The 8,962-nt window shown below is 65.3% G+C and carries 5 protein-coding genes and 1 pseudogene; 1 reads left to right on the forward strand and 5 read right to left on the reverse strand.

From position 1 onward, the window contains the following. The 4 genes and pseudogenes from ABZW74_RS22995 to ABZW74_RS23010 all read right to left on the reverse strand — a co-directional run. Nucleotides 1-335, reverse strand: a pseudogene (locus ABZW74_RS22995) (hypothetical protein); the annotation flags it as partial. Between the two features lie 23 nt (nucleotides 336-358). Next, nucleotides 359-1,567, reverse strand: coding sequence for an SPFH domain-containing protein (locus ABZW74_RS23000; RefSeq protein ID WP_240857331.1), 1,209 nt, complete (start codon nucleotides 1,565-1,567; stop codon nucleotides 359-361). Nucleotides 1,568-1,625: 58 nt separating this feature from the next. Continuing rightward, nucleotides 1,626-2,051 carry an NfeD family protein gene (locus ABZW74_RS23005; RefSeq protein WP_355279652.1) on the reverse strand — a complete coding sequence of 142 codons (426 nt, stop codon included), beginning with the start codon at nucleotides 2,049-2,051 and terminating at the stop codon, nucleotides 1,626-1,628. Between the two features lie 39 nt (nucleotides 2,052-2,090). Next, complete coding sequence (locus ABZW74_RS23010; protein ID WP_240857333.1) at nucleotides 2,091-2,918, reverse strand: DUF3097 domain-containing protein; 828 nt, start codon at nucleotides 2,916-2,918, stop codon at nucleotides 2,091-2,093. 280 nt (nucleotides 2,919-3,198) lie between these two features. Between ABZW74_RS23010 and ABZW74_RS23015 the strand changes: the two genes are divergently transcribed. Further along, entirely contained in the window at nucleotides 3,199-3,774 is a 576-nt protein-coding gene (locus ABZW74_RS23015; protein ID WP_240857334.1) for a hypothetical protein, read from the forward strand. A 487-nt stretch (nucleotides 3,775-4,261) separates the two neighbouring features. Here the strand turns inward: ABZW74_RS23015 and ABZW74_RS23020 are convergent, their stop codons facing one another. Next, the gene (locus ABZW74_RS23020) at nucleotides 4,262-8,914 is read right to left on the reverse strand and encodes an RHS repeat-associated core domain-containing protein (RefSeq protein WP_355279655.1); all 4,653 of its coding nucleotides are present in this window, start codon (nucleotides 8,912-8,914) and stop codon (nucleotides 4,262-4,264) included. Nucleotides 8,915-8,962 lie beyond the last annotated feature (48 nt).

Below are 8,962 nucleotides of genomic sequence, written 5' to 3' on the forward strand. Positions count from 1 at the left end.
GGGGGGGGGCCGGACAGTGTCCCTGGGGGCTCCATCGTCCTCCTCGCCGCGCCCGCCAGTCCCCGCAGCGCAGCGTGTCGCGTTTGGAGATGTCCGCCGGCGACCGTCGTGTCAATCGCGAGCCGGCGAGCCGCGCCGACGGCTGCCGCGGTGTCGAGTTGATCGGCCGGTCGGTCCGACATCAACGGCGAGTCGTCGCCGGCGGCGAACCAGGCCGGCAGCCGGTCGGCCGTGGCGAGCACATCCGACAATTCGCCAGGACTCCGCACGTCCAGATGTGTTGCGATGGTGTCGAGTTCGCCGGCGTCCCAATTCTCGATCCCAGTGAGATCCATCCCGGTCAGGTTCACCGAGGGTGTCAGCTCTGCTGGTTGTCGGGTAGCGGCGGCTCACTCGACGAATCGGGATAGACCGGCCCGGGCGCAATCGCCTCCGGGTCCGGCAGTCGTGAACGCTCAACGCGTCTGGGTACTTCCGGTTCGACGGGCGTGCGCGCCACGGCTTCCGCCTCGGCGACCGCCTGCGCCACCTTGGGATCCGACGTGAGGGAGAACCAGTCCTCGGTCTCCGACTCGTCCACCTCGGGTACCGGCTCGTCGGTCGACTGATAACGGAAGACCCCGTCATCGCCCTGCACCCCAAAGGATTTGGCGAAGCTCTGCAACGCGGACCCGAAGTCGGACGGCACCACCCACACCGTGCTGCCCTCACCCTTGGCCATCTCGGGCAATTGCTGCAAGTACTGGTAGGCAAGCAATTCCGGCGTCGGCTTGCTCGACTTGATGGCGGCGAATGTCTTCTCGATCGCCTTGGCCTCGCCCTGGGCATTCAGATAGGCGGCGGCGCGATCGCCTTGGGCGCGCAGAATCCGCGACTGCCGTTCCGCCTCGGCACCCAGAATCGCTGCCTGCTTGGCGCCCTCGGCGGCCAGGATCTGGGATTGCTTGGCGCCCTCGGCCGTCTTGATCGCCGACTCGCGCTGGCCCTCGGCCGCGAGGATGGTCGCCCGCTTCTCGCGGTCGGCCTTCATCTGCTTCTCCATCGATTCCTGGATCGACGGTGGCGGCATGATCGACTTCAGTTCCACCCGGGCCACCCGTAGGCCCCACCGGCCGGTCGCCTCGTCGAGCACACCGCGCAGCTGCCCGTTGATCGAGTCGCGCGACGTCAGCGTCTCCTCGAGGGTCATGCCGCCGACCACGTTGCGCAGGGTCGTGATGGTCAGCTGTTCGACGCCGGCGATGTAGTCGTCGATCTCGTAGACGGCCGACCGCGGATTGGTGACCTGGAAATACACCACCGTGTCGATCGAGAGCGTCAGGTTGTCCTCGGTGATGACCGGCTGCGGCGGAAACGACACCACGCGTTCACGGATGTCGACCCGCGCACGTATCCGATCGATGAACGGCACCAGCAATGTCAGCTGCCCCGAGACGGTACGGGTGTACCGACCAAGGCGCTCGATCACCGCAGCCTGCGCCTGCGGGATCAGCGCCACCGACTTGACCAGCACCACAACCACGAGCAGCGCGAACAGAACCAGGATTCCCAGAGCCAGATACTCCATCACACAACACCTTTCCGCCGTATCGCGAACACCGCGGGCCGAATCGACAGCGCGGTTCTCAGCCTCGCCAGACCACCGCCGTCGCGCCGTCGATCTCCACCACGGTCACCTCTTCACCCGGTGCGATCACCTCACCGGCGGTCAGCGCCCGCGCCGACCACACCTCGCCGCCGATCTTCACGCGGCCGTCGCGATCGTCGACCTCTTCGGTCACGATGGCGTGCTTGCCTTTTAGCGCCTCGGTGTTGGTCAGCATGCGCGGACGGCTCAGCATGTGCCGCTTCGCGACCGGCCGGACACCCATCAGCAGCAGCACGGACACCAGCGCGAAGACCACGACCTCCAGCCACACCGGGGCGCCGAGTGCATCGGCTCCTGCGGCGCCCAGGGCGCCACCGGCGAGCATCAGGAGCACGAGGTCACCACTGAATGTCTCCGCGATGACGAAAAGGATCGCGGCGGCCAACCACAGCAGCGCGCTCATGAATCCAGTCTGCCAGAATCCGCCGACGGTGATCGTCGCTCAGCGGTCTCCCGCCGCGGCCGTCACGAAGTCGAGGAGTTCTTCCACCGAACGGAGCAGATCGGTTTCCAGATCCCGATAGTCACGGACCCCGGCCAGCACCCGGCGCCAGCCATCCCGAGGATCGCCCCAGCCGAGTTGCCGGCACACACCGGTCTTCCAGTCCGTGCCCATCGGGACACGGGGCCAGGCGTCGATTCCGACGGACGCCGGTTTCACAGCCTCCCAGACGTCGATGTAGGGATGGCCGCACACCAGGACGTGCTCGCCGACGTCGGCGGTCAGCTTCGCCTCCTTGGACCCCGCCACTAGGTGGTCCACCAGCACGCCCGCCCGACGATGTGGCGCGGGCGCGAACTCGGCCAGCGCCTGTTCGAGATTGTCGAGCCCGTCGAGGCTTTCGACGACGACGCCTTCGGCACGCAGATCGTCACCCCACACCCGCTCGATCAGCGTCGCGTCATGCACTCCTTCGACAAGGATGCGGCTGGCCCGCGCAGTGCGTGCGCGGGTCTTGGGCGCGACGCGTGAACCGGATGCCGTCCGTGTCGGCGCCTGCGGGCCTCGACCGCGAGGTTTGACCAGGGTCACCGGCCGGCCGTCGATCAGGAATGCGGCCGGATGCATCACGAAGACCCGGCTGCGCCCGTGCCGGTCCTCGAGTCGTACGAGGTCACCCGAGTAGCTCTTCTCCAACCCGACGATCGCGCCGCAGAATCCGGTGGCGGCGTCCTCGACGACGAGGTCGGTCTCGGCGGCGACCTCCGGCACGCGCGGCTTGGCGCGCTGGGGTTTCGACAACACATCGCGCCCGTAGCGGTCATCCATCGCGCGCATCCTCACTGTCGGCGTCGTGTTTGCTGTGTCGAACTGGCCGACGCACTACGGTACGCGCGGGACTGCCCAGTCCTCGCTCCGCCACGCCCGGGATTGGGCAGCGGAGACGGCCGCAGCGAGACATCGAAACGCTGCCGATAACCGCCCGCGACACCTCCCGACCCGAGCAGTCATAGCCGAACCGCAACCCATCCACCGGACCTACCCCACGCCCGGCCGGGTGCGCGGAGGTTGCTGCATTGCACTCAGGTATTCACGTTACGATCGATCAGTGGATCCTGATCTACCTGCTGCGATACAAGAAGAACTGCGCCGTCGCTGGTCTGAACCACACCGCAAACACCACACCGTCAAACACCTCGATGAGGTCATTTCCGGTCTCGATACCCTGGCCACAGCGGGCGAAACTTTCGATCACCGATCAGTGATCCTTGCCGCCTGGTTCCACGACGCCATCTACAACCCCAAACGCACGACCAACGAACGCGACTCCGCACGACTCGCACAGAAACTCCTCGGCGCCGACTCAGACCTCGCAGAGGTGCAACGCCTCGTCTTACTCACCAAACACCACGCGCCGCTCAGCACCGACTCCAACGGGATCGCGCTTAGCGATGCCGATCTCGCCGTGCTGGGAAGCGACATCGACAGTTACCGCGAATACGCCCTCAATGTGCGAGCAGAGTACAAGTATATCCCCTCCTTCCTCTACAAAAGACTACGAATAAACATCCTCGAAGAATTCGCGAAACGCCCCTCCATTTACCACTCGGCCACCGCCAAAGATATGTGGGAAAACCAAGCACGATCCAATATCGCGGAGGAAATCAACACCCTGAAGAGCTAGCGGTTATGCCAATCATTCGAAAACATCCCCATCCTTCCACATCGTCCACACGCTTTCGTGACCCTGCGGGCCTTCCTTTGAGAGCACCAGATTGTTGACAATGCCCAAGAAGTCATGCATCGCCCACGGGCTTGAATCCCTGAAGCGATATCTCCCAGTATCCAGCTGACGAACTTCCGTGATGGTGCCTATGTCCGACTCAACCGTCAGGTGCGATCGGTTTCCCCATTGAGTGTTGAGCCCTGCAAACGTTCGCCAGTGACGTATCCGCTTGATTTCCCTGAGCGGGAGGCCCGCAGTCCCCTTCTGTAGCATGCGGACTCCATCCGCAGAAAGATAGATGGCGAGCGGAGCCGAACTCCTCTCTTCCACCAGTCCTCGGATGCGGTGATGAGGGTCTAGCGCGTGTAGGACTTCGCCGGTGGCAGTGTCATAGGCGCACACAGGGCGTTCGCTAAATTGCTGCGATAGGCATAACAGAGGCAACTCATCTCCTCACGATATTGAGTACAGATCGCCACGAGGCAGTTCGAGATCCGCCTTCGATGATCTCCACCGGACTCCGCGATTCGGCAAGCTTTTCAAAAGTTGGACCGATCGGATTTCCGTACTTCCCGACATTCCGCTCGGCCATTCGCGCTACGGCATTCTGGTTCCACATCTTGTCACGCGTCAGCTGTTTCAGGTCGTTGCGCTCTCCAACAACGCGCCGTGCAATGGACTCAGGATCGCCACCAGACCTCAGGTCGGCCAGGCCGCGCTTCGTAATTCCCTTTGCGGCACGGTTGTACCCGACACGCAACCCGGCATCGTGCACCATGTTGACGATTCCGCGCAAGCATGGCTTCAGTCCGAGTGGGTCGATCCAGGTGTGGGGGTTGTGGACGTAGGCGGTGGCACTGTAAGGGTTGGGTGCGATCCCGAGTGGGTCGGGGCTGGTGTAGGTGGTGGTGGCCGGGTTGTAGTAGCGGTACCGGTTGTAATGCAAACCGGTTTCCGGATCATACTGCTGCCCAGCAAACCGCAACGGCGTGCCGACACCCTGCCAACGAGTGTCACCCCACACCGTGCGCGTCGCACGCCCCTCCACCTGCCCCGACACGGGATCGACCAGCTCGGTCGGCGCGTCCGACAGATCGGCGACGATCGCATGAAACTCGTCATCGATCTGGGCTTGCGACCACCCGGCCGGATCCCCGCCGGCCGGCGGGTGCGCACCACCCTGACCGCCGCCGTCGTCGTTGCCGTTGGCGGGGTGGGTGGGGGTGTGGTGGCGGGTGTGCTGTTCCAGCGGCTCGCCCGTATCGGGGTGATAGGTCCAGATCCAGGTCGACGCCGCCCCGGCCGGTAGCGGCCCGCGCGGGGTGTGCGCGATATTGGTTTGGGCCACCACATCATCGCCATCCCAGCCGAACACCACCGTGTCCAACAGCCGCCCACCAGCAGCCGTGTGCGTTTTCGACACCCGACGCCCGAACGGGTCATACCCGTAACGCCATGTGCTGCCATCGGCACACACCACGGTGCGGATCTGCCCGGCACTGGTGTAGGTGAAGCGGGTGACCTCCGGGCCCCGCGACAACCGGTGACGGCGACGCTCCACCAACTGGCCCGCCGCGTCATACACAAACCGATCCCGACCGATCCGGGTGATCAACGTGCCCCGACGCGACACCCGACGATCCCCACCCATAGCTGCCGGACCCGCCACCGGCGACGACGCCACCCCAACGGCAGGCAACCCACCCGACACCGAATCCAACAGCCCAGCCGGCGTGTACGAAAACCGTTCGGCCACACCCCCACCCCGCGCACCCACCACAGTCGTGGCAGTCGCCGCAGTCGTGGTCGCGGTCATCGGCGAGCCCGTGGGGTCAGGGGTGTTGTCGGCGCCGAGGATCCGGCCCTCACCATCCACACCGAACCCGACCCGACCAGCCACCACATCATCGATCGCCGACACATACGTGTCGGCCCGATACGTCCACCGCCGACCCGCCACCACACCACCCGCCGACGACCCCGACGAGGTCGTCGCACCTGCCCGTGTCGTAGAAGCCGGAGCGGTGGTGGCCGGTGCGGTGGTGGCTGGTGTGGTCGTGGCGACGACTTGTTCGATCAGCCGGTCCCGCACATCGAAACGCTGCCGGATGACCGCCCGCGCACCGATCGCCCGCGACACCTCCCGACCCGAACGGTCATAACCAAACCGCAACCCATCCACCGCACGCACCCCACCCCCAACCGGGTGCGCGGAGTGGTGCGCGGAAGTCGTTGCGGCCGTGTCGGTGCGGGTGTCCACGGTGGTGAGCAGACCGGCCTGATCCCACCCGAAATCGGTCACCCACCGACCACCAACACCCGCAATGGTGGTGGTGTCGATGGTGCGGGTCGCCGACCGCGATCGCGGATCGGCGTTCCAGCCGGTGGTGATGCCGTTGATGGTTTCACCGACCACCACCCCTGTATCGGGGTCACGATGGTAGGTGACGACCGCGTCCGCGTTGGCCGCCTCCACCAGTTCACCGGCCTCGTTGAACCGAAACTCGGTGCGCCCGTCGGTATCCGACACCGACGCCACCACCCGGCCCGCCGCATCAAAGGTGGTGTCAGTCCGTCGACCCAACGCATCGATCCGGGCGACCGCCCGCCCGGCCACATCCACCTCGTAGCGGGTGTGCGCGTCGTTGTAATCGGTCTCCCCGACCAGCCGCCCGGCCCGGTCGTAGTCGAACCGCCACACCAAACCGTCCGGGTTGATGACCTCACGAACCTGCAACTGCGTGTCATAACGCAGCTGCAGCCGGCCACCGGTGGCATCGACCATCTCCACCGCGGTGTCCATCGGACCGAACCGCGAGGTCCGCCGGTGACCAGCCTCATCGACCGCGGCCACCAGATTGCCCTCGGCATCAAACAGTGCTTCCTCACGCGTGCCGTCCGGATGCACACGCTCGACCAGTTCCCCATGCACCGTCCACACCAGCCGGGACTCGTTGCCCTCCGCATCCATCACCGACGTCGGGTTACCGAACACGTCATAGCCGTAGCTCACCACCCGCCCGTCCGGATCGATCACCCGCACCGGCCGCCCAGCCCGATCACACTCCACCCGCGTCACCGCACCCGAGGCGTCGATCGTGGCCGCCAGCACCGAACCCGAAGCGCGGTAATCGAACTCGAACCCGTGACCCACCCCATCCGGGCCGACCACCGACACCACATTGCCCCACCCGTCGACCTCGACCTCGCTGACCCGACCCGCAGCATCGATCACCCGCGTCGGGACCCCCAACCCCATGTACTGCACCGCCACACTCGTGCCGTCGGCAGCGGATTCCGCGATGACCAGGCCGTCCTCATCGCGGGTGAATGTGGCCACCCCACCCTCACCCGAGACCACCCGAACCGGGCGACGCCGCTCATGGACGACCGTGGTGATCGCACCCGCAGCCGTGATCTGCTGCCACACCTCACCCGAGGGGTCACACCGATAAATCTCACACCGCACATCACCGAGCACCTCATCACGCCACAACCGCTCATCCACCCCGGCGAACACCGCCGCACCCGCCGCAAGATGCGCCGGCCCACCCGCGACATCCCGATCCGGCAACACCACCCCCACACCGGCCACACCCACCGCGGCCACCTGCTCGATCAACGCCAACTCACCGACCCGCGCCATGCGCGCATCCACATCGACCGAATCGTCCACCGCCAAATTGGTGGCGGTTTGCACCATCACCGACAACACCCCACCCGCCACCGCGCCCGGACCGGTATCCGGCAGATACACCGTGCCGTTGGCAAACACCCCGCCCGTACCGGCCTGCACAACACACCGACCCTGCTGGTCGTAGCCATACCGGTAGACAATCCCGTTACGGTCAGTCCACGACGTCACCCGATCCGCGGCGTCATAGGTGTAGCGCAACGGCCGGCCAGACCGATTGCGTACCCCGATCAGCTGCCCGGCCAACGAATACTCATACCGCGCAACATCACGCGCCTGCGCACCCTCACCCGACACGGCGCCCTCACCCGACACCGACAACCCCAAGACCCGTTCGGTCACCGGATCGGTGTGCACCACCACCACCGCACCACCCGAGGTCACGATCCGGGCCGGCAGACCGGTCTGCGGGTCATAGACGATCTCATGGCAGTGCCCGGACCGGTGCACCACCGCACTCAACCCGACCACCACCGACAACCCCGTCCGCGCCGCCAACGTCGAATCTGCCACCGTGCCAGCCGAATTCACACCCGCACCAGCACCGCCATCGGCGTCGGCGTCGTCGTGCAGCGAGGATCGCTGCGGCCCACGATCGGGGTCGGGCACACGGAGCGACGAGGTGTCCCCGACCATCGAGAACACATACGTCACCCCGGCCGCCACCTCACGCACCCGATACGTGCCATCCACAAACGACAACCGCCACCCCGAGGTGTCCGACGAGGTGACCTCCACACCATCAACCGGATGGCCGAACACCACACCCATCCCGTCCGGCGCGATGAAACTCACCCCGTCCGCGTCGACATCAACACAACAATCCAGCATCGACACCCACGACGGCCCGAACGAACGTCCCGCCCGAAACGACGTGATCAGATGCCGCTCGAACACCAACGGGAACACCCCATCGATGCGCACATCCACATCAACATCGACCACATCACCGGAAAACACATCCACCGGGTCATTGGCACACGCACGACCGAACTTGCCCAACTTGCCCAGCTTCGCCAACTGCGCCGCCTTACCCGCCCCCGGTATCGCCCCCACCGCCGACATCGCGAACTCACCCCACGACATATTCCCCGTCAACGTCAACGCCAACCCGATACCCACACCAATACCCGCGATGATCCCCCCCACCAACGTGCCCAACCCCGGCAACAACGCCACCAACGACCCCACCGTGATCAACACTTCCGAAATCGTCTTCAACACATCAGCATGCTCATCAATCCAATTGCCCAACGACTTCCAAAACGCCTTCCACCCCTTCGGATTCTCCTCAAACGGCGTGTCCTTCTGCCCATCCAACACATCCACCGCGGTCTGAGTGATCGCCTCCATCCGACGATGCACACCCTCACCATCACCCAACAACCGCTCCCACACACCCACCGCCGCCGTATACCGCCCCCACGCCGCCGACAACTGCCCCGCCACCGC

The organism is Gordonia sp. NPDC003585, from assembly GCF_040610755.1.
Lineage (GTDB): Bacteria > Actinomycetota > Actinomycetes > Mycobacteriales > Mycobacteriaceae > Gordonia.